We start from the raw sequence: 1,308 nt of genomic DNA, 5'->3' as shown, positions 1-1,308 counted from the left end.
AACCAATCCTAAGCTCTCTTTTGAAGTAGGTACATGACAAAGATAGAGGTTACAATTAACCAAGATCCTAAGATAGCAAAGACCAACATCCCATTGTGAGTCATCAAGCCAATCGCACCTAGAACGAATGGAGTCGTAAAGGCTCCGAAACTACAGCCTAAAACTGCAAATGAAGTTGCTTGATTGAGGAGTTTAGCTGGAATTCGTTCAGAGACCAGTTGAAAGACCGTCGTCAAGGCTACACTGTAGGCAAAACCAGCCAGAATACTCCCTGCCACTACAACCCACAAGGATGGAGACAAGGCAATCACAATTTGCCCTAAGCCAAAGGTAATACCTGACCATAGGAGCAGTTTCTCTTTAAAGATAGAAATCAAGAAAGAAAAACTCACACCAGCCACAATCCCGATTAACTGCATGACACTAAGAACAAAACTAGATAACTGGGCATCTCCCAGTCCTCTTTCCACCATCAAGCTTGGAATACGAATAGTAATAGCCGTATTGGTACAAACTACAACTGCCGCTTCTATAGCTAGGATAAAAATCAAGCCTTTCATTTCCCGAGTTAAGCGACTTGCTTCCTTCGTTTTTTTCTTGACTCCTTTCTTTTCTTTTCCATAAGGTACAAAGAGCAGATAAAGAGTCAGCACCAAAAATCCAGCACTATAGGCTAGGAAGGTAGCTGTCCAACCAAAAGCCAACAACTGTCCGACTGCCAAGGTAATGAGAGAGGCCCCTACGACCTCTGCAGAGCCACGTAGCCCTAGCATCTGAATTCGCGTTTTTCCTTGATAGCGTTCACTGATAATAGAAATGGCCTTGGCATTGATCATCCCAACACCTAAACCAAAAAGAATCCGTGTTCCAAAGACAAAAGGATAAGCTTGGAACCAAAAGGGTGCTGTTCCACTCAGTGATAAAATCAGCAATCCCAAACTAATTTGTAAGCGCTCAGGAAAGATTTTTTCTAAGAAACCATTTAGTAATAACATAATCATGATTCCAAAGGAAGGCAAGCTCGCCAAGAGCTCAATTTGTTCCTTAGGATAGCCTTGATAATAGTCAAACATGGCTGGCAGGGCACTCGAGATGGAAAAGGATGTAATCAAAACGAGGGAGAGAGCCAAAATACTGGCCCGTTCTAAAAATTGTTTCATGAAATCTCTTTCTATATTTTCTCTTAATCTTCTGTCTCTTTTGATAGTTATCAAACAAGTAAGAAAAGAAGAAGCCTCTTTGGTGTATAGACTCCTTCTTAAACTCGAAAATGAATCCCTTGTGTCTTATACTCAATGAAAATCAAAG

General features: G+C 41.1%; 1 protein-coding gene. It reads right to left on the bottom strand.

The annotated features are described in order from the left end of the window. Positions 1-8: 8 nt before the first annotated feature. Entirely contained in the window at positions 9-1,160 is a 1,152-nt protein-coding gene (locus HMPREF1048_RS05215) for an MFS transporter (protein ID WP_000808687.1), read from the bottom strand. Between the last annotated feature and the right edge of the window lie 148 nt (positions 1,161-1,308).

Source organism: Streptococcus mitis SK575 (assembly GCF_000257865.1).
Classification (GTDB): domain Bacteria; phylum Bacillota; class Bacilli; order Lactobacillales; family Streptococcaceae; genus Streptococcus; species Streptococcus mitis_CQ.
This window is presented reverse-complemented; position numbering and strand designations above follow the sequence as displayed.

Coding starts and splice junctions, on each gene's coding strand:
- HMPREF1048_RS05215 (WP_000808687.1), bottom strand. CDS start 1,160: ATGAAACAATTTTTAGAACGGGCCAGTATTTTGGCTCTCTCCCTCGTT.